At 39.8% G+C, this 20,307-nt stretch carries 15 protein-coding genes; 10 read left to right on the top strand and 5 right to left on the bottom strand.

Translation table 11 applies throughout. The annotated features are described in order from the left end of the window. Nucleotides 1–180 precede the first annotated feature (180 nt). On the bottom strand, nt 181–918 hold the full coding sequence (locus tag RU93_RS11030) for an amino acid ABC transporter ATP-binding protein (protein WP_071875686.1): 738 nt from the start codon (nt 916–918) through the stop codon (nt 181–183). Nucleotide 919: 1 nt separating this feature from the next. Further along, entirely contained in the window at nt 920–3,064 is a 2,145-nt protein-coding gene (locus RU93_RS11025) for an amino acid ABC transporter substrate-binding protein/permease (protein ID WP_071875685.1), read from the bottom strand. Nucleotides 3,065–3,302: 238 nt separating this feature from the next. On the opposite strand from RU93_RS11025, the gene uvrB reads away from it, so the two are divergent. The 7 genes from uvrB to RU93_RS10990 all read left to right on the top strand — a co-directional run bounded on the left by uvrB (nt 3,303) and on the right by RU93_RS10990 (nt 13,223). Further along, nucleotides 3,303–5,288, top strand: coding sequence for an excinuclease ABC subunit UvrB (uvrB, locus tag RU93_RS11020; RefSeq protein WP_071875684.1), 1,986 nt, complete (start codon nt 3,303–3,305; stop codon nt 5,286–5,288). Between the two features lie 15 nt (nt 5,289–5,303). Then, complete coding sequence (gene uvrA, locus RU93_RS11015) at nt 5,304–8,120, top strand: excinuclease ABC subunit UvrA (protein ID WP_071875683.1); 2,817 nt, start codon at nt 5,304–5,306, stop codon at nt 8,118–8,120. A 172-nt stretch (nt 8,121–8,292) separates the two neighbouring features. After that, nucleotides 8,293–9,177, top strand: a complete 885-nt coding sequence (rapZ, locus tag RU93_RS11010; protein ID WP_071875688.1) for an RNase adapter RapZ — start codon at nt 8,293–8,295, stop codon at nt 9,175–9,177. Next, nucleotides 9,174–10,175, top strand: a complete 1,002-nt coding sequence (locus RU93_RS11005) for a gluconeogenesis factor YvcK family protein (protein ID WP_071875682.1) — start codon at nt 9,174–9,176, stop codon at nt 10,173–10,175. The genes rapZ and RU93_RS11005 overlap by 4 nt, the downstream gene beginning before the upstream one ends. 27 nt (nt 10,176–10,202) lie before the next feature. Beyond that, nucleotides 10,203–11,138: a DNA-binding protein WhiA gene (gene whiA / locus RU93_RS11000; protein WP_071875681.1), complete on the top strand. Its 936-nt coding sequence runs from the start codon at nt 10,203–10,205 to the stop codon at nt 11,136–11,138. A 124-nt stretch (nt 11,139–11,262) separates the two neighbouring features. Next, on the top strand, nt 11,263–12,516 hold the full coding sequence (locus RU93_RS10995) for a carboxylate--amine ligase (protein WP_071875687.1): 1,254 nt from the start codon (nt 11,263–11,265) through the stop codon (nt 12,514–12,516). A gap of 2 nt (nt 12,517–12,518) precedes the next feature. Next, complete coding sequence (locus RU93_RS10990; protein ID WP_071875680.1) at nt 12,519–13,223, top strand: amino acid racemase; 705 nt, start codon at nt 12,519–12,521, stop codon at nt 13,221–13,223. Between the two features lie 47 nt (nt 13,224–13,270). On the opposite strand, the gene RU93_RS10985 is transcribed toward RU93_RS10990, so the two are convergent. Then, nucleotides 13,271–13,783 carry a thioredoxin domain-containing protein gene (locus RU93_RS10985; RefSeq protein WP_071875679.1) on the bottom strand — a complete coding sequence of 171 codons (513 nt, stop codon included), beginning with the start codon at nt 13,781–13,783 and terminating at the stop codon, nt 13,271–13,273. Between the two features lie 176 nt (nt 13,784–13,959). On the opposite strand from RU93_RS10985, the gene cdaA reads away from it, so the two are divergent. Genes cdaA through glmM form a run of 3 tightly spaced genes read left to right on the top strand, consistent with a single transcriptional unit; the run spans nt 13,960 to nt 17,379 of the window. Next, entirely contained in the window at nt 13,960–14,847 is an 888-nt protein-coding gene (cdaA, locus tag RU93_RS10980) for a diadenylate cyclase CdaA (RefSeq protein WP_071875678.1), read from the top strand. Beyond that, the gene (locus RU93_RS10975) at nt 14,847–15,989 is read left to right on the top strand and encodes a CdaR family protein (protein WP_071875677.1); all 1,143 of its coding nucleotides are present in this window, start codon (nt 14,847–14,849) and stop codon (nt 15,987–15,989) included. Before cdaA ends, RU93_RS10975 begins: the two co-directional genes overlap by 1 nt. Before the next feature lie 34 nt (nt 15,990–16,023). Continuing rightward, nucleotides 16,024–17,379: a phosphoglucosamine mutase gene (glmM, locus tag RU93_RS10970; RefSeq protein WP_071875676.1), complete on the top strand. Its 1,356-nt coding sequence runs from the start codon at nt 16,024–16,026 to the stop codon at nt 17,377–17,379. Nucleotides 17,380–17,491: 112 nt separating this feature from the next. Here the strand turns inward: glmM and RU93_RS10965 are convergent, their stop codons facing one another. Together RU93_RS10965 and pfkB are read right to left on the bottom strand one after the other, a co-directional pair. Further along, on the bottom strand, nt 17,492–19,384 hold the full coding sequence (locus RU93_RS10965; RefSeq protein WP_071875675.1) for a PTS fructose transporter subunit IIABC: 1,893 nt from the start codon (nt 19,382–19,384) through the stop codon (nt 17,492–17,494). After that, nucleotides 19,374–20,306 carry a 1-phosphofructokinase gene (gene pfkB, locus RU93_RS10960; protein ID WP_071875674.1) on the bottom strand — a complete coding sequence of 311 codons (933 nt, stop codon included), beginning with the start codon at nt 20,304–20,306 and terminating at the stop codon, nt 19,374–19,376. The genes RU93_RS10965 and pfkB overlap by 11 nt, the downstream gene beginning before the upstream one ends. Between the last annotated feature and the right edge of the window lies 1 nt (nt 20,307).

Below are 20,307 nucleotides of genomic sequence, written 5' to 3'. Positions count from 1 at the left end.
AATTTCATCAGTCCCATATATTATAGAGCCGAAAAAATATCAACGATTAAAACGCTAGCAGAAGTTGAAGTGATTTCTAAAAAATGATTATTCGAGGGAATACACAAAAAAAGCTAGTCCGATTCAAAGTCGAATTGGACTAGTTTCTTTGGTTCGTCTATTTAGTAAACTCGGTGATCATTAGATATTTAAGACTTTATTTAAGAAGTCTTTTGTACGTTCGTTTTGAGGATTGTTGAAGATTTGTTCTGGCGTTCCATCTTCTAAGAAATTCCCTTCATCAATGAACATGACACGATTTGCAACTTCTTTGGCAAAGCCCATTTCATGCGTCACGATCACCATCGTCATGCCTTGTTTAGCTAAGCGTTTCATGACATTTAACACGTCGCCAACCATTTCAGGGTCAAGTGCCGAAGTTGGTTCGTCAAACAACATAATATCTGGTTGCATCGCAAGCGCGCGAGCAATCGCCACCCGTTGTTTTTGACCACCCGAAAGGCTTTCTGGCCAAGCGTCTTTTTTATCAGCTAAACCAACACTTTCTAATAGTAAAATAGCTTGGGCTTCTGCTTCTTTACGAGACATTTTCTTTAAGTCCATGGGTGCTAAGATAATATTTTCTAAAATCGATAAATGTGGGAAGAGATTAAAGTGTTGAAACACCATGCCGATATGTTGGCGAATTTGGTTAAGATTCGTTTTTTCAGCCGTCAAATCATCTCCACTGATTAAAATCGAGCCACTTGTTGTTTCTTCCAAACGGTTTAAACAGCGTAAGAAAGTTGATTTTCCGGAACCAGAAGGGCCAATAATGCAGACCACATCGCCTTCGTTAATCGTGGTATTAATGTTGTTTAAAACTGTATTTTCACCAAATTTTTTGACTAAGTCTTTGACAATAATTTTTTCTTTCATCTTAATTGACCCTCTTTTCTAGTACTTTAGCGAGTTTCGTTAAGGCGGTAATGACAATTAAATACATAATCGCGATAATTAGATAAACATTGGTCGTTTGCATTGTGCGCGCCACAATGATTTTCCCTGTTTGTAATAATTCGACGATTCCAATAACAGAAATAATCGTGGTATCTTTTAATGAGATAACGAATTGATTAACGAATGAAGGAATCATAATCCGAATCGCTTGTGGTAAGACGATTTTTTGCATGGTTCGGGTGTAAGAAAGTCCTAGACTGCGAGCCGCTTCGGTTTGACCGATAGGGACAGCGTTAATACCTCCACGAACGATTTCTGCAATATACGCACTTGCGTTTAGGGTTAAGGTGATAATCCCAGCAGTGAAGTCTGGAATCGTCATACCAATTGCGTCCGAAAGACCGAAATAGATAAATAAAGCTAATACCATCATTGGAATTCCGCGAATAATATCAACATAAAGAGAAGCGATTGTCCGTAATGCTTTAAATGGTGACACGCTCATCAAACCTAGGAAGATTCCGACAACTAAGGCGAGTGCAAAGGAAATCAGTGTCAGAAGTAATGTTTTACCCAAACCTTTTAATAAGATTTGATAATTATTCTTTAAAATTCCGATAAAACTTGATTCATCGACGGTCGTTTTGGCTGGCTTCCCGTCTTGAATATACGTCGCTAGGATTTGATCGTATTCCCCAGTTCGTTTCATTTCCGCTAACGCTTCGTTGAACATTTCAAGCAGTTCTGGATTTTGCCCTTGTTTTACCGCAAAACCATATTGGCCGCCTGGGATACGATCAATCGGCGTTTCAATTTCTTGGCCTTGAGCAATCGCATAACCAATTACGGGATAATCATCCATAATTCCTTCGACAGCACCGACACGTAACGCATCATATAGTTGATCAGCAGCATCGAAATACTTAATCGTGTAGCCATAAGTCTCTTTATTCGCTTCTAAGTAATCCGCGCTTTCTGTTCCAACTTTTGCCCCGACGTTTTTACCGTTTAAATCATCAAAAGAAGTGACAGTGGTATTTCCTTTTTTTACTGCGAGTTGAATCCCGCTATCAAAATAGGGTGTAGAGAAGTCAAATACTTGTTTCCGAGCATCGGTAATCGTCATGCCGGCGATCATTCCGTCCGCTTGATTGGATTCAACGGCTTGCACCGCACCTGAGAAACCGATATGATTAAACTTAATCGTAAAGCCTTGCATTTCAGCGGCCCGTGTCATTAAATCGACATCGATGCCGACATATTGATTGTTTTCGTTTTGGAATTCAAAAGGGGCAAAAGCAGAGTCACTAGCAATCACGTAGACATCTTTTTTGGGTGTGACTTGCTTCATTTCGCTTGTTGGTTCGCTTTGGACAATATACGTTGCAACAATTTCATCGTAACGACCAGAAGCTTTTAGATTAGCCAAGCCTTCGTTGAACTTTTGAAGTAATTCGGCATTTTCACCTTTTTTTACCGCAAACCCATAGGAATTTCCTTTTTCAGGTTCTCCAACTAACTTGAATTCTTCTCCTTGGGCAATCGCGTAACCTAAAATAGGGAAGTCATCAAAAATGGCAATCAACGCATTGTTCTTCAACGAGCCATATAAACCGGTCGCATCTTCATATAACTTGATTTCGTACCCGTATTTTTCTTGGTTTTCAGCAAGGAACGTCGCACTTTCTGTTCCAACTTTGGCGCCAACTACTTCTCCTTTTAAATCGTCATAAGTTGAAACAGTTTCATTGTCTGTTCGAACGGCCATTTGGATCCCGCTATCAAAATAAGGATCAGAAAAATCAAATGTTTTTTTGCGTTCTTCCGTAATACTCATACCAGCAATCATGCCATCCAATTGGTTTGAAATAACCCCTTGAATGGAAGAGTTAAAACCTAACGGCCGGAAATTTACCTCAAATTGTTGATCTGCGGCGATTTCTTTTAGTAAATCAATATCAATTCCGACGTATTCGTTATCGGTATTTTGGAACTCAAAAGGTGCAAAGGTGACGTCTGTTCCAATTTGATACGTTTTGTCTTCTGCTAGTACCGTTTGCTTTGATGAAAACAAACCAATTAGCATCATCGAAAAGAGTGATAGAAAAATAAATCTCTTTTTCATGTAATAATACCTCCTAATTAACATATATTTTAAGATTATAACTGATAGAAAATAGAATAATCAAGCAAATGAGAGAAAGAAACGGGAATTTAATCTATTTTAGTGACAATCCATGTCATGAAACCTCTCATTAAGAAAAAATGAAACCTTGTAAAACCAATACAAAAAAATAGCGAAAGTATGTTCGCTATGATAATATAATACTATTGAAGAATAGAATGAGAAAGTAGGCATCCGTATGATTGAAAGAGATACGACCCGTCAATTTAAGTTAGTATCAAAATACAAACCTGCTGGAGACCAGCCAGAAGCCATTAGACAATTGGTTGAAGGAATTAATCATCATGAAAAAGCACAAGTGCTACTCGGTGCTACCGGTACAGGAAAAACCTATACGATTTCAAATGTCATCCAACAAGTCAATAAACCAACCTTAATCATGGCTCATAATAAAACATTGGCTGGGCAATTATATGGCGAATTCAAGGAATTTTTCCCAGAGAATGCCGTTGAGTATTTTGTCAGTTATTATGATTATTATCAACCAGAAGCCTACGTTCCATCAAGTGATACGTATATCGAAAAAGATTCAAGCGTGAATGATGAAATCGATAAACTCCGTCACTCGGCAACATCCTCGCTCCTTGAACGCAATGATGTGATTGTGGTGGCGTCGGTTTCGTGTATCTTCGGACTTGGTTCACCGATGGAGTATCAAAAGCAAGTCGTTTCCTTGCGAACAGGAATGGAAGTTTCGCGGGAACAAGTATTACGTTGGTTAATTGACATTCAATTCGAGCGCAATGACATTGATTTTCAGCGCGGACGTTTCCGCGTACGCGGGGATGTCATCGAAATTTTCCCTGCTTCTCGTGATGAGCGAGCGTTACGCGTTGAATTTTTTGGTGATGAAATTGATCGCATTCGTGAGGTCGATGCCTTAACGGGTGAGATGTTGAGTGAATTGGAACACGTCTCGATTTTTCCAGCGACACACTTTATGACCGACGAAGATCATTTAGAGACGGCCATCGCCGCCATTCAAGAAGAATTAACGGCCCGTTTAGCGGTTCTAAGAAGTCATGATCAGTTATTAGAAGCGCAACGATTAGAGCAACGAACAAATTATGATATTGAAATGCTGCGAGAGATGGGTTATACGTCTGGTATCGAAAACTATTCCCGCCACTTGGACGGGCGTAAAGAAGGCGAACCGCCGTATACGCTGATTGACTTTTTCCCAGAAGATTTTTTAATGGTGATTGATGAGTCACATGTGACGATGCCTCAAGTGCGCGGCATGTATAACGGTGACCGTGCGAGAAAACAGATGTTAGTCGATTACGGCTTTCGGTTACCTTCAGCACTTGATAATCGTCCGTTACGCTTGGAAGAATTCGAACAACACGTTCATCAGATTATTTATGTTTCGGCGACACCAGGACCTTATGAATACGAGCAAACGGATCGAATCATCCAACAAATTATTCGACCAACAGGTTTATTAGACCCAGTCATAGAAGTGCGGCCTACTATGGGTCAAATCGATGACTTGGTAGGAGAAATCAACGAACGAGTCGAAAAAAATGAGCGCGTATTTATTACGACCTTAACTAAAAAAATGTCAGAAGATTTAACCGATTATTTTAAAGATATCGGAATTAAAGTGAAATATTTGCATAGTGATATCAAAACATTGGAACGGACTGAAATTATCCGTGATTTGCGCTTAGGTGAATTCGATGTATTAATTGGGATTAACTTATTGCGTGAAGGAATCGATGTGCCAGAAGTCTCGTTAGTCGCGATTCTAGACGCCGATAAAGAAGGATTTTTACGAAGCGAACGTTCGCTTGTCCAAACAATCGGTCGAGCGGCTCGGAATTCTTCCGGAAAAGTCATCATGTATGCAGATAAAATGACCGATTCGATGGAAAAAGCGATTGCGGAGACGGCCCGTCGTCGCGGCATTCAAGAAGCGTATAATGAGAAACATGGCATTACTCCAACCACAATCATTAAAGATATTCGCAAATTAATCACGATTTCGAAAGTAGCGGAAGTAGAAGAAGGCTATTTAACAAAATCGTACAAAGATTTAACAAAACAAGAAAAAGAGCTACTAATCGTAAAATTAGAACAAGAAATGCGTGAAGCGGCGAAAGTCTTAGATTTTGAAACAGCAGCCACCTTACGTGATACAATCTTAGAACTAAAAGTGTAAAAAGGAGTAGATGTTATGGCAAATGATAAAATTGTGATTCGTGGGGCGCGTGCCCATAATTTAAAAAATATTGATGTGACGATTCCTCGTGATCAGCTAGTTGTGATTACAGGATTATCTGGATCAGGGAAAAGCTCACTCGCTTTTGATACATTATATGCTGAGGGGCAACGTCGATACGTTGAAAGCCTTTCTGCGTATGCCCGTCAGTTTCTAGGTCAAATGGATAAACCGGATGTTGATAGCATCGAAGGATTAAGTCCGGCGATTTCGATTGATCAAAAAACAACCAGTAAAAATCCACGTTCGACTGTCGGAACGGTTACGGAAATTAATGATTATTTACGGCTGTTGTATGCAAGAGTCGGACACCCGATTTGTCCCAATGATCAAACTGAGATCTCCAGTCAATCGGTGGAACAAATGGTCGATCAAGTCCTTGCTTTACCGGAAAAAAGCCGGTTGCAAATTTTAGCGCCAATCGTCACCCAAAAAAAGGGCCAACACAAACGAATTTTCGAAATGATCCAACGCGAAGGGTATGTTCGGGTGCGTGTTAATGGCGAAGTCTATGACATTAGCGATGTTCCTGAATTAGAGAAGAATAAAAAACATGATATTGCCATTATTATTGACCGAATTGTTTTAAAAGAAGGCATCCGCTCTCGTTTGTTTGACTCGTTGGAAAATGCACTCCGTTTAGCGGAAGGATATGCATTAGTCGATGTCATCGGTGGTGAAGAATTATTGTTTAGTGAACATTATGCTTGTCCGTATTGTGGTTTTACCGTAGGCGAGTTAGAGCCCCGTCTCTTTTCATTTAATGCCCCTTTTGGCGCTTGTGGGGATTGTGATGGCTTAGGGATGAAATTAGAAGTAGATATTGATCTTGTGGTGCCGGATCCAACGAAAACATTACGTCAAGGAGCGCTTGTTCCTTGGAATCCGATTAGTTCGCAGTACTATCCTCAAATGCTTGAACAAGCATGTGCGGAATTTCATATTGATATGGATACACCTTTTGAAGATCTACCAGAAGAACAGCGAGCCTTAATTTTGAATGGGTCAAATGGGGAGAATTTCCACTTTCATTACGAAAATGATTTTGGAGGCGTGCGTGACGTGGAGGTTCCTTTTGAAGGGGTGTTAACCAACATTAATCGCCGGTACCATGAGACGAATAGTGACTATACGCGTGAACAAATGCGTTTATATATGCGCGAGTTAACGTGTCAAAGTTGTCATGGCTATCGTTTGAATCCGCAAGCACTTTCCGTGAAAATTAACGGCACCCATATTGGTGAAATGAGCGAGTTATCCATTCACCAAGCGGTCCAATTGATTGAAGGTTTGGAGTTATCAGAACAAGAAAAAATGATTGCAAAACCGATTACGAAAGAAATTCAAGATCGCTTAAGTTTCTTACAAAACGTTGGCCTGGATTACTTAACACTTAGCCGAGCGTCTGGTAGTCTTTCAGGTGGTGAAGCGCAGCGGATTCGCTTAGCGACTCAAATTGGCTCCAATTTATCGGGTGTCTTGTATATTTTGGATGAACCATCAATTGGTTTGCACCAACGCGACAATGATCGTTTGTTAGAGTCTTTACGAAAAATGCGTGACTTAGGCAATACGCTCATTGTCGTCGAACATGACGAAGATACGATGCGAGCGGCTGATTATTTAATCGATATTGGTCCGGGTGCTGGTCATGCGGGCGGTGAAATTGTGGCTTGTGGCACACCGCAAGAAGTGATTGACAATCCTGATTCCTTAACGGGCCAATATTTGTCAGGAAAACGAGTGATTCCGGTCCCTAAAGAGCGTCGCCAAGGAAATGGTCAAGAAATAACAATCAGCGGTGCGACAGAAAATAATTTGAAAAATATTGATGTCAGCTTTCCTCTCGGTAAGTTTATTGCGGTGACAGGGGTTTCCGGTTCTGGGAAATCGACGTTAGTGAATGATATTTTGAAAAAAGCTTTAGCGCAAAAGTTGAATCGTAATTCGAATAAACCTGGGAAATTTAAACGATTGACTGGTGAAAAACAGATTGAACGCTTGATCGATATTGACCAAAGTCCGATTGGTCGTACACCACGCAGTAATCCGGCTACGTATACGAGTGTATTTGATGATATTCGCGATTTATTTGCAGCAACGAATGAAGCAAAAGTCCGTGGCTACAAAAAAGGACGCTTTAGTTTTAACGTCAAAGGTGGCCGCTGTGAAGCATGTAAAGGCGACGGAATCTTAAAAATTGAGATGCACTTTTTACCTGACGTTTATGTTCCATGCGAAGTGTGCCAAGGGAAACGATACAATTCAGAAACATTAGAAGTCCGTTACAAAGGAAAGAATATTTCAGAAATTCTTGATTTAACCGTGGAAGATGCGGTTGATTTCTTTAAAGCAATTCCGAAAATCAATCGAAAATTACAGACGATTGTCGATGTCGGGCTCGGATATGTCACGCTAGGGCAACCGGCAACGACGCTTTCGGGCGGAGAAGCGCAACGAATGAAGTTAGCCAGTGAGCTGCATAAGAAATCGCACGGAAAGAGTCTATATATCTTAGATGAACCAACGACGGGACTGCATACGGAAGATATTGCCAAACTATTGCTTGTCCTTGATCGACTCGTTGAACAAGGAAACACGGTCTTAGTGATTGAACATAATTTAGACGTCATAAAATCAGCCGATCATTTAATTGATTTAGGGCCTGAAGGTGGCGATGGCGGGGGAACGATTTTAGCCATTGGAACACCCGAAGAGGTGGCGGCTGTAGACGAGAGTTATACCGGTCAATACTTAAAACGAGTGCTATAACAAAAAGAGGAACGAAGACTGTATTGTAGTCTTCGCTCCTTTTTTGCGAGAAGTCAAACGGACGTTTCACTCTGGTTGTGAGAGCAGATGATAATTTGGTTAAAAAGAATAGTAATGATACGCTAGGGATGTTACAATAGAAAGAATAAAAAGGGAAAAAGGGATGATGAAGATGGCTGAGAGTTTAGAACTTGTCATTATTACTGGAATGAGCGGTGCAGGAAAGACGGTTGCAATCCAAAGTTTTGAAGATATGGGGTATTTTTGTATTGATAATATGCCGCCCAATCTCGTTCCAAAATTTTGGGAATTAGTGAAAGAAACTGGGAAATTAACGAAAATTGCTTTAGTCGTTGATTTACGTTCCCGTTCATTTTTTGAAGAAATTCAGCGAATGCTCATTGATATTGAAAATACATCATTTATTGATACACGAATTTTATTCTTAGATTCATCTGATAGTGAACTCGTTTCGCGTTATAAAGAAACAAGACGGACGCATCCGCTGGCGATGGACGGCTTAATCACGGAAGGAATTCGCAAAGAACGTGCGATTCTAGAAGATTTGAAGACCCAAGCATCGATCGTCATTGATACGACATCGCTTACGCCTCGTCAATTGCGTGATAAAATTAATCAAGAGTTTCAATCTTCTAAAGATGTCGGTTTTCGTATTGAAATGCTATCGTTTGGTTTTAAATATGGCATTCCCATTGATGCAGATATCGTGATGGACGTTCGCTTTTTACCAAATCCACATTATATTCCAGAACTTAGACCCAAAACGGGCTTAGATCAAGAAGTTTATGACTATGTGATGCATTCAGAACAAACGGAAGACTTTTATCAATATTTTAGTCAATTATTATTTAAAATTATGCCTGGCTATATTAAAGAAGGAAAACGAAGCTTAACGGTTGCGATTGGTTGTACAGGTGGTCAACATCGTTCGGTTGCCTTAACTAAACGATTGGCGCAAGCGCTAGAAGTTGAGTACAAAGTGAATACAACGCATCGTGACAAAGATAAACGGAAAGAGACGGTTAATCGATCATGAGTATAAAAACACAACAAAGTCGCAAACCTAAAATTGTCGTTATCGGTGGAGGAACTGGATTACCAGTTCTTTTAAAAAGTATGAGAAACCAAGGCGTGAATATTACCGCCATCGTGACAGTGGCTGACGATGGCGGAAGTAGTGGTGAACTACGTGAGTCGATTACAAGCATGGCACCTCCAGGAGACTTACGGAATGTGTTAGTCGCTTTATCGGATATGCCTAAGTTGTATTCCGATATTTTTCAATATCGATTTAAAAAAGAAGACAAATTCTTAGCCAATCATGCTTTAGGGAATTTAATTATCGCTGGCATGTCTGAAATGCGCGATAGCACGTATGAGGCGGTGCAATTACTCGCTAAAATGATGCATGTGGATGGTAAAGTATATCCGTCATCCGATGAGCCTTTAGTGCTACATGCGGTCTTTACTGATGGTACGACGGCCGTTGGGGAGTCAAAAATTGCCTTAAGCCGTAAAACAATTGATCACGTTTATGTTACCAATCAGAATAATGATGACGTCGTGAAAGCTGCGCCTAAAGTCGTTTCTGCTATATTAGAGGCAGATATGATTGTTTTGGGACCAGGTAGCTTGTTTACAAGTATTCTCCCAAATCTAATGATTCCGGAAATTCATGAGGCTCTAAGTCGCACGGAAGCAGAGATTGTCTACGTCTGCAATATTATGACTCAAAAAGGGGAAACCGAACACTTTACGGATGCCGATCATGTCAAAGTTTTAAATAAACATTTGAAGAAACCATTTATTAGCACAGTATTGGTTAATATTGAAAAAGTGCCAGATGCGTACATTGATTTTGAGGTCTATGATGAACATCTTGTTCAAGTGACCCACGATTTTGTCGCATTGAGAGAACAAGGGTGCCGCGTAGTTTCCGCAGACTTTTTAGAACTCAGAGGAGACTGTGTCTATCATGATGGAGACAAAGTCATCGAAGAATTGTTACGGATTGTCTCTGGGGCGAAACGATAGAAAAACAAAGAGTAAGGAAGTGAAAAAATGTCTTTTGCAGCAGAAGTGAAAAAAGAATTGACGACACTCGAAGTGCATCGAGAACATGCGAAAGCAGAATTAGCTGCCCTTATTCGAATGAATGGCTCCATTAGTATCGTCAACCAGCAGATTGTGCTAAATGTGCAGACGGAAAACGCGGCCATTGCGCGTCGGATTTATTCGTTACTGAAAGATCACTACCATGTTCGTAGTGAGTTATTAGTGCGTCGAAAAATGAAATTAAAAAAGAATAATGTTTATATTGTTCGTTTGAAACATGAAACAAGAAGCGTTTTAGATGATTTGGCGATTCTAGAGGGTATGATGTTTCATAGTCATGTGTCGGATGAAATTATGGGCAATTCTCAAAAAATGAGATCATATTTAAGAGGGGCCTTCATGGCATCTGGTTCTGTTAATAATCCAGAGACAAGTCGTTATCACCTCGAAATTTATTCGACCTATGAGGAACATAACCAAGATATTTGTGATATGCTAAATTATTATGGGTTAAATGGTCGAACACTTGAAAGACGCAATGGGTATATTTCTTATTTAAAAGGTGCCGAACATATTGCTGATTTTTTAACATTAATTGGTGCAACGAATTCGATGTTAAAATTTGAAGATGTGCGTATTGTGCGCGACATGCGTAATTCGGTGAATCGCATTGTCAATTGTGAGACAGCCAATATGAATAAAACAATTGACGCAGCGTCTAAACAAATTGAAAATATTCGTTTTATCGATGAACGCGTCGGGCTTCAGGCTTTACCGGAGAAGTTACAAGAAATTGCGGAACTTCGTTTAGAAAATCCTGAAGTAAGCTTGAAAGAACTAGGTGAAATGCTATCAACGGGTCCAATTTCAAAATCGGGTATCAATCATCGAATTCGCAAAATTAACGAATTTGCCGAAAATTTACGAGAGAATATTCATTAGTAATCATTCATAAATGCAAAGTTATATTTTTCAATAATCATTGACTATTGTGACTTTGTTTACCATTTTGTTTATGATATGATAAACCTATTGAAAAAATCTTGAAAAAAGAGAGTGTTGTATGATGGAACAAATGAAATTCATTCCTATTTTATTAGGAAGTGATATGAATGTTTACGGAATGGCGAAGGCTTTTCATGAAGCGTATGGAATTAAATCGGTGGCTTATGCAGATCACTTACTAGCACCCACTAAGTTCAGTCATATCGTAACCGTTCATCCAAAGATGGGATTTGATGAAGACCCAGTCTTTACGGAGACGTTATTAGCCTTAGCTAAATCAACTTATAATAATCCAGACATGCACTATTTATTAATTCCTTGTGGCGATGGGTACGCTGAATTACTCGCTAAAAATAAAGAAAAACTGGCACCGTACTATACTTTTATTGCCAATAATTATGATTTGTTTGAAAGATTAGTGAATAAAGTTTCCTTTTATGAAGTATGTGAAGAATATCAATTGCCTTATCCGGCGACCGTTATTATTCGAAAAGAATCATTAGTGGCAGGTAAATTTGTTGGTGAACTACCCTTTGAATTTCCGATTGCCTTAAAACCAGCCAATAGTGTGGAGTGGCTTTCTGTCGATTTTGAAGGACGTAAAAAAGCCTTTATCTTGAATGAACGTGCCGAATTTGATGTCATCATTGAACGGATTTATCAAGCGGGTTATCAAAGTGAAATGATTGTCCAAGATTTTATTCCCGGCGATGATAGTCACATGCGTGTTTTAAACGCCTATGTGGATGAACGTCACCAAGTGCGGATGATGGGACTGGGTCATCCATTACTCGAAGATCCGACCCCTGGCTCTGTTGGGAATTATGTGGTGATTTTACCGGATGAAAATCAAGCAGTCTACCAACAAATCGAAACATTCTTAAAAGCAATCGGCTACGTCGGCTTTGCGAATTTTGATATGAAATATGATTCACGCGATGGCCAATACAAATTATTTGAAATCAATTTACGCCAAGGGAGAAGTAGTTTCTTCTTAACGTTAAATGGACTAAACTTAGCTCGTTTTATTACAGAAGATTTAGTGTTTGATCGTCCTTTTGAAGGGACTATCTATGGGAAGAAAGGCACATCCCAAGACAAATTATGGTTAGGTGTTCCTAAAAAAATCTTTTTGACCTATACCCAAGATAATTCTGAAAAAGCGCGTGCCAAACAACTACTGGAAAGCGGAAATTGGGGAACGACCTTATTTTACAAGAAGGACCGCTCCTTGAGACGTTTTCTATTAATGAAAAGAGCGTTCTACATGTATCACGAACGCTTTAAAAAATATTTTCAAAAGAAAGAAGGTTAAGTATGGAACATTTTTTTAGTATTCTTGGTGGGATGGGAACGATGGCAACAGAGAGTTTTGTTCACTTATTAAATGAACGAGTAGTGACTCATAAAGATCAAGATTACTTAAATTATGTTTTATTTAATCATGCGACGGTTCCAGATCGAACGGCTTATATTTTAGATGCAACGAATGACAGTCCGCTCCCGTACTTATTAGATGACATTGAGAAACAAAACTTATTAAAACCAGATTTCATTGTCTTAACGTGTAATACCGCGCACCATTTCTTTGATACGTTACAAGCAGCTACACCAATTCCGATATTGCATATGCCAAAAGAAGCGGTGAAAGAAGTCTTGAAGCAAAAAGAAGTAGGTAAAGTGGCTTTTTTTGGCACAACTGGAAGTGTCAAAGCGGGAATTTACGAAACACAAATGCGCCAAGCTGGATTAGAAGTTTATCTTCCAACAGAAAAATTACAAGATAAAATTAATCATTTGATTTATCACGATATTAAAGAAAATGATTTTTTAAATCAGTCACTGTATGTTGAAATTTTGAAAGATGCAGTCGATGCCGGATGTAAACAAATCATACTCGGTTGTACCGAGCTTTCGTTAATGGAAGCGTCCTTTGGGCAACATGATTACCCCGTTATTGATGCGCAATCGGTTTTGGTGGATCGAACCATTGAACGAGCTCTTGCGCTTCGAAAAGAATGATAAAAATACCCATCGATACGATTAAACGTGTCGATGGGTATTTTCGGTTAATTCAAGTAAGAAGCGAGCGTCTCAGTCGTGATTGACTCGTCAAAAATATGGTCATCCAAAAGGAGAGTGGGCACAAATTGAATCGAAGCTGCCTGTGCTTCATGGATGACATGTTCCGTTGTAGCAGCATCGGTTTGCTCTGTTAATCCCAGTTGTTCTTTGGCAAAAGTAGCAACTTCTTCGAGTGAGAGTGCGCCCCATTGGTTTTGTGTTTCGTATATTTTAGCGAGTTCTTTTAAGGCTTTAACGCCATCATTTTTTGTAATAAAACGGTGCATGACATTTCCGCGTTGTAACGATTCTTTTTCTTTGTCAAATAGTTTAATAACACGTTGAACTTTTCCAGCTTTCACCGCTTCTTGTAATTCGTCAAAGGATTGTTCAAACCATTTTTTACAATAAGGGCAGCGCACATTTTGAAATTCGATCAGTTGTTTGGGAGTTGCTTCACCAATCAATATTCCAGTCGTATGATCTACTTTTTGTGCGTTAATACTCGATGTATCCATCTCTATCGTCTCCTTTTATCCATGGGTAATGGGTCTATCTTTACTATAACAAATATTTCTTAATCTAGTAAGAAAGAAGTGTTACAACTGATTATTTGCTGAAAAATTTCAAATTTACGATAAAGCTATGGTATAATAAATGTGTTGAGAATGACGGTAAAAGGAGGTGTAGCGATGTGAGTAACATAGGGAATATTTTTAATGCAGACTACTGGGAAAAACTTTTTTCTCAAGATGTACTGACCGGTTCACTCTTTGTTAACATTTTAGATATCCTCGTAGTCTGGTTTATTATTTATAAATTAATCCAACTGTTACGAAGAACCAAAGCAATTCAACTGTTAAAAGGTGTAGCAGTCTTTATTGCAATCCGTTTTTTTTCTGAAATAGTCGGACTTCATACACTCTCATGGCTAATGGATCAAGTCATTATATACGGAGTAATCGCTGGAATTGTCATTTTTCAGCCAGAAATTCGTCGTGGACTGGAACATTTAGGTCGAACGAGTTTGTTGAGTGCCCCGAAAGGAAAGACGGATATCAATGAACAAACAGTCCAAGCGATGGACCGGGCGTTACAGTATATGTCTAAACGAAAAATCGGTGCCTTAATTACGATTGAAAAAAATACGGCACTTGATGAGTATATTGAAACAGGGATCTCACTTGATGCGGATATTTCAGAGGAATTGCTGATTAATATTTTTATCCCGAATACGCCTTTACATGATGGAGCCGTAATTGTCAAAAATGGAAAGATTGCTGTAGCGTGCGCCTATTTACCGCTCTCAGAAAGCTTACTCATTCCGAAACATTTTGGTACACGACATCGTGCTGCTGTTGGGGTTTCTGAGGTAAGTGATGCTCTAACATTAATTGTGTCAGAAGAAACTGGCGATATTAGCATTGCCTATGATAATCATTTATACGCGAACTTAAGTCGAGAGGAATACATTGAATTATTAAATGAAACCATTCTATCTACTGAAACTAAAGTCGAAAAGAAAAATTATTTAGCCAATATTTGGCGAGAATTTAACCGACTTACGAGAGGTGATAAATAATGTTTACCAAAGAGCGTATCAGTAATTTGATGTATGCACTATTGTCACTTGTCTTTACGTTAATTCTATTTTTCAGTCCGAATAGTTCAAATATTACCACGGCGATTATGTCACCCAATACCTTAGAAGAAACCATTCAAGGAGTAGCGATTCAACCCATTTATGATAGTGAAAAATACTTTATTCAAGGGTACGAGCCGGAAGCGACAGTCCGCTTAAGTAGTTTGAATCGAATTTTGTTAAATAGTGAAGTCAATCAAGAAACCCGAAGTTTTCGCGTCGTCACTGATTTAACGGGACTTACGGAAGGGACTCATACGGTGCCGCTAAAAGTCCAAAATTTAACGACCGGTGTGACGGCAACATTGGAACCGACGAGTATTACGGTCACGATTGAAAAGTTAGAAACGAAAACATTTCCAGTAGAAGTGATGATCTCTGATGACAATTTAGCAGAAGGTTATCAAATTTCGACTGTTAGTGTGAATCCTAAAGAAGTAGAAGTAACAACAGGGAACGAAAGCATGAAAGAAATCACAAAAGTTATCGCGAATCTTGATAATTTATCTGACGTTGACCAAAATATGTCGAAAGAGGTCGCTCTTTACGCAGTGAATGAAGAAGGCGAAATCATTAGTGCCTTTTTATCTTCCGAAAAAGCGAATGTCACACTCGAAATCAAAGCACCACAAAAAGAAGTCCCTCTTATTTTAGAGCAAGTGGGTGAGATGCCTGCAGGGATTTCTCATTATGAAATGATGGCGAGTCAACCAACGGCAGTGATCATTGGTTCTCCTGAGCAATTGGCTAATTATAGTCAGTTAAGAGCAGTCATTGATATTTCAAGTATTAGCGAAAAAGTTCAACAAACCGTCACACTAAAAGTAGCAGAAGGAATGTTTGTCTATCCCCAACAAGTGAATGTGACCATCACGCCTGTGTTGATTCCAACCGCCGAAAGTACCCAAGATTCTACAGGTGAATCCACTGCTAATTCGGATGCGACAAGTGCAACAACTTCCGAGACGAACACCTCGGAATCTACTACTAGTGAAAAAACAGACGAAAAAACCTTGGGCTTGGCAGGTGCGAAAGAATCTGTTGATAATCCAGTACAAGAAACGATTCCTTCAGAGGAATAAAAATTAACTTTAATGAATGAGGAGATTATAAAAAATGGGTAAATATTTTGGAACAGATGGTGTCCGTGGAGAAGCGAATAAGGAATTGACACCAGAATTAGCATTTAAATTAGGTAGATACGGTGGCTATGTCTTGAGCCAACACGAAAGTGGCGAGCAACGCCCACGAGTATTAGTTGGACGTGATACTCGTATTTCAGGTGAGATGTTAGAAAGTGCCTTAATTGCCGGTCTCTTATCTGTCGGCATTGAAGTATTTCAACTTGGCGTGATTGCGACACCTGGTGTATCGTATTTAACGCGGACGCAAAAAGCAAGTGCTGGCGTGATGATTTCTGCTTCACATAATCCCGCGCAAGATAACGGGATTAAATTCTTTGGAAACGACGGATTTAAATTGGTCGATGAGCAAGAATTAGAAATTGAAGCCTTATTAGATGCTCCTGAAGATTTATTACCAAGACCTTCAGCACAAGGACTTGGAACGTTAGAAGAGTTCCCTGAAGGACTATTAAGATATTCTCAATTCCTAGAACAAACCATTAATGGTGATCTTTCTGGTATCAAAGTTTGTTTAGACGCGGCGCACGGTGCGACAGCAACCTCTGTCAATCGTTTATTTGCAGATCTAGAAACAGAATTTTACACCATTGGGACTTCACCAAACGGTATTAATATCAATGACGGTGTTGGATCGACGCACCCAGAAAAGTTAGCGGAATTTGTGCTAGAAAAACAAGCCGATGTCGGTTTAGCTTTTGATGGCGATGGCGACCGTGTCATTGCAGTCGATGAGTTAGGTAATATCGTTGACGGTGACAAAATCATGTATATTTGTGGGAAGTACTTAGCGCAACAAAAACGCTTGAAAAACAATACAATTGTGACAACCGTTATGAGTAATTTAGGCTTCCATAAAGCACTCGAAGAAGCGGGCATGCAAGATGTTGTGACGCAAGTCGGTGACCGTTACGTCGTAGAAGAAATGCGTAAAAATGGCTATAACTTTGGTGGTGAGCAATCAGGTCACATGATTTTCCTTGACTTTAACACTACAGGAGACGGTATGCTTTCAGGAATCCAATTGCTAAATGTTATGAAACAAACTGGCAAAAAATTATCTGAACTTGCAGCAGAAGTAACGATTTACCCACAAAAGCTAGTTAATATTCGCGTATCAAATAAAGAAGGTGTGATGGACGTTCCAGCAATTAAAGCAGTCATTGATGAAGCAGAAGCTGAAATGGCTGGTAATGGACGTATTCTTGTCCGTCCTTCTGGAACTGAGCCATTATTACGTGTCATGGCTGAAGCACCAACGAACGAACTTGTCGAATACTATGTCGAAAAAATTGCGACAGTCGTTCGGGAAGAAATCGGAATCGATTAATTATGATAAACACCCTCAGGAGAAAAATCTTTCTGAGGGTGTTTTTTGTCATTGAATCGTTAAAATAAAGCAGTTTCCGATCGTCAAGTGATCGGAAACTGCTTTTTTCGTTTTAGTGTGAAGGTTTTTTGAGAAGACCTAAGACAACGCCAGAAACGATGGCGCCGATTACGATAAAGAGTAGGTATAATAAAGGATTACTTAAGAGTAAAATCACGAAGATTCCACCGTGGGGCGCTAATAATTTAATTCCGAATGCGCCGACAAGTCCACCAGTTAACGCAGAACCTAGCATGAAACTAGGAATCGCACGGAACGGATCTGCTGCAGCAAAGGGAATGGCACCTTCTGTGACAAAAGATAATCCCATAATAATATTTGTTAAGCCTGCTTCACGTTCTGGTTGCGTAAACTTGTTTTTAAAGAGACGAGTTGCCACGAAAATCGCGAGCGGAGGAACCATTCCAGCAGCCATAACAGCAGCCATTACAACGCTACCACCAGTTGTGACGGTTGCTGCTAATGTTCCTGTACCAAAGACATAGGCAGCTTTGTTGATGGGACCACCCAAGTCTGCGGCCATCATGACACCAAGTAAAATTCCAAGTAGGGCAGCATTCGTGCCATCCATACTACCTAAAAAGTTATTTAAACCATCATTGATAATTTTCATTGGAACATTGATTAATAACATTAAGAAACCAGTGATTAAAAGACCAAAGAATGGATAAAATAAAATGGTTTTAATTCCATCTAATGATTTTGGTAAGTTCGCAAAAATCTTACGTAAGAATACGATCACGTAACCTGCTAAGAAACCACCGACTAAAGCACCAAGAAAGCCAGCACCACCGGAACTTGCAAGCGCACCTGCAGCAAAACCTGCGACCAGTCCTGGACGATCACTAATACTCATCGCGATAAATCCAGCTAATACCGGTAACATAAAGCCAAAAGCAGCGCCGCCAATTTGATTAAACCAAGCAGCTTGTGGGTTGAAAGAGCCTAATTTCCCTAGTGAATCAACCGGAACACCAATAAATTGATCGACCATGAATGAAATAGCAATTAAAATACCACCAGCTATGACAAAAGGAAGCATGTGGGAAACACCATTCATTAAGTTTTTATAGATTTCTTGTCCTAAGGAAGTACTAGAGGTACTTTCTTCTGAAGAGTCTTGGTTATCTCCATGGAAGATAGGCGCGTTCCCACTGACAGCTTCCGTGATTAACGCTTCTGTTTTGCGGATGCCATCACTAACAGGACGATTAAGTAATGGTTTACCATCAAAGCGATTCATTTCAATTTTTTTGTCAGCTGCGACAATGACTGCTTGCGCGCGCTTAATATCTTCTGGGGTCAGTTTATTTTTGATCCCTTCTGAACCATTTGTTTCCACTTTGATTTCCACACCCATTTCAGCTGCCTTTTTCTTTAAGGCGTCAGCTGCCATGAAAGTATGAGCAATTCCAGTTGGACAGGCGGTAACTGCGATAATGAATGGACGATCACCAGCAAGATTTTCTTGTAGCGCAGGTTCTTCAGTTGTTTCTTTTTCTTCAGCAAATAACATTTGAACATCATCAGGCGTTTGTGCTTGATTTAATTTTGTTAAAAAATCAGCATCGATTAAACGACCTGAAAGTGCCGCTAAGGCTTGTAAGTGTGTATCGTTTGCGCCTTCAGGGGCTGCGATCATAAAGAAGAGGGAAGTCGGTTGTCCATCTAATGCTTCGTAATCAAGACCTTGTGGGCTTTTCGCAAATAATACGGCTGGTTGAAGAACAGCAGCATTTTTAGCATGAGGCATCGCGACACCATCGCCTAAGCCAGTTGACGTTTGTGCTTCACGGGCCAAAATTCCTGCCTTAAATTCTTCGATATTTGAAATAATCTTCTCTTCATATAACCGTTGTACCATTTCTTCGATCGCACTTTGTTTATCAGTTGCTTGTAAATCCATGATCATTAAGTTTTTTTGTAATAAATCATTAATTTTCATTGTAATCCTCCTCTAAAATTGTAATCGTAACTTCTGGTAATAACTCTGAAATAAAGGCTGCGGTCGCAAGGTCATCTGAAAATGCCGTGGCACTTCCGCAAGCAACGCCCCACTTAAAGGCTTCAATTGGATCATTCGTTTGCGTCCATTGGCCAACAAAACCGGCAATCATCGAATCGCCTGCACCGACGGAGTTTTTTAAAGGTCTTTTGAGGACGTTTGATTGATAGACTCCTTGTTTTGTAAACAATAAGGCACCATCACCGGCCATTGAAATAAGCACAAAACGCGGTCCGTCTTTTAAAAGTTTTTTTCCGTAATGAATCACCTCGGAAAGTTCAGTGATTTCCGTGTGATACAATTCGCCCAATTCTTCTTTATTTGGCTTAATTAATAAAGGCTGATGAGGGAGAGCGTTTAAAAGATTTTCTCCTGTTGTGTCAATCACAAATTCGGCTTCTTGTGCTTTAATCAGTTCGATTAATTCTTGGTAAAAGTTTTGGGGTAGACAAGGTAAGACACTACCCGCAAGCACCACAATGTCATTTGCGTTTAAAGACTGGAGTGACTGTTTTAAGCGCGCAATTTCTAAAGGCGAAACGCTTGGTCCAAGACCGTTAATTTCTGTTTCGACTTCCGCTTTTAGTTTAATGTTAATGCGCGTATCAGCCTCAATTTGCGTAAAATCTGTCGGGACTCCTTCGGCTTCTAACCAGTCATCAATAAAGCGACCGGTGAATCCGCCTAAAAAGCCGGTTGCGACAGCGGGGACTTCTAGACGCTTCAAAATACGCGAAACGTTGATGCCTTTTCCACCAGGTAGTTTTAAGTCGGCACTCATCCGGTTGACTGCGCCCATTTCGATTGTCTCGGCATGAACGATATAGTCAATTGAGGGATTTAGTGTAACTGTGTAAATCATA

Source organism: Enterococcus aquimarinus, from assembly GCF_001885765.1.
In the GTDB taxonomy this organism is placed as follows: domain Bacteria; phylum Bacillota; class Bacilli; order Lactobacillales; family Enterococcaceae; genus Enterococcus_I; species Enterococcus_I aquimarinus.
The sequence above is the reverse complement of the archived record's forward strand: the minus strand, read 5'-3'. Positions and strand labels throughout refer to the sequence as shown.

Coding starts and splice junctions, on each gene's coding strand:
- RU93_RS11030 (WP_071875686.1), bottom strand. CDS start 918: ATGAAAGAAAAAATTATTGTCAAAGACTTAGTCAAAAAATTTGGTGAA.
- RU93_RS11025 (WP_071875685.1), bottom strand. CDS start 3,064: ATGAAAAAGAGATTTATTTTTCTATCACTCTTTTCGATGATGCTAATT.
- uvrB (WP_071875684.1), top strand. CDS start 3,303: ATGATTGAAAGAGATACGACCCGTCAATTTAAGTTAGTATCAAAATAC.
- uvrA (WP_071875683.1), top strand. CDS start 5,304: ATGGCAAATGATAAAATTGTGATTCGTGGGGCGCGTGCCCATAATTTA.
- rapZ (WP_071875688.1), top strand. CDS start 8,293: ATGGCTGAGAGTTTAGAACTTGTCATTATTACTGGAATGAGCGGTGCA.
- RU93_RS11005 (WP_071875682.1), top strand. CDS start 9,174: ATGAGTATAAAAACACAACAAAGTCGCAAACCTAAAATTGTCGTTATC.
- whiA (WP_071875681.1), top strand. CDS start 10,203: ATGTCTTTTGCAGCAGAAGTGAAAAAAGAATTGACGACACTCGAAGTG.
- RU93_RS10995 (WP_071875687.1), top strand. CDS start 11,263: ATGGAACAAATGAAATTCATTCCTATTTTATTAGGAAGTGATATGAAT.
- RU93_RS10990 (WP_071875680.1), top strand. CDS start 12,519: ATGGAACATTTTTTTAGTATTCTTGGTGGGATGGGAACGATGGCAACA.
- RU93_RS10985 (WP_071875679.1), bottom strand. CDS start 13,783: ATGGATACATCGAGTATTAACGCACAAAAAGTAGATCATACGACTGGA.
- RU93_RS10975 (WP_071875677.1), top strand. CDS start 14,847: ATGTTTACCAAAGAGCGTATCAGTAATTTGATGTATGCACTATTGTCA.
- glmM (WP_071875676.1), top strand. CDS start 16,024: ATGGGTAAATATTTTGGAACAGATGGTGTCCGTGGAGAAGCGAATAAG.
- RU93_RS10965 (WP_071875675.1), bottom strand. CDS start 19,384: ATGAAAATTAATGATTTATTACAAAAAAACTTAATGATCATGGATTTA.
- pfkB (WP_071875674.1), bottom strand. CDS start 20,306: ATGATTTACACAGTTACACTAAATCCCTCAATTGACTATATCGTTCAT.